General features: G+C 38.4%; 1 pseudogene. It reads right to left on the bottom strand.

The features are described 5' to 3' along the window. A pseudogene (locus tag K8089_RS16460) lies at positions 1-315 on the bottom strand (cell surface protein); the annotation flags it as partial.

Here is a 315-nt window from a genome sequence, read left to right as displayed (position 1 = left end):
GTTCCAATCACAATAAACCTCAATTAAGTTCGGATTTTGAGAGATATCCAACTCTGTCAAGAAATTTTCATCACAATATAAGAATTCCAGATTGGGGCTCTGTGTAATATTCAGTGAGGTCAGAGAATTTGCGGTACAGCCCATTCTAATTAATTGGTGGTTGTTACTGAGATCTAACTCTGTCAAATTATTAAATGCACATCCCAAACGTTCCAAGGCCACAAAGTCTTCAATGCCCGTAAGATCGCTGATGTTTAGGGAATTAACCAACAATTCGGTTACCGTGTTTATGTTTGCCGTAAGCACTTGTCCATT

This window comes from Aequorivita vitellina (genome assembly GCF_022008365.1).
In the GTDB taxonomy this organism is placed as follows: Bacteria; Bacteroidota; Bacteroidia; order Flavobacteriales; family Flavobacteriaceae; genus Aequorivita; species Aequorivita vitellina.
This window is presented reverse-complemented; position numbering and strand designations above follow the sequence as displayed.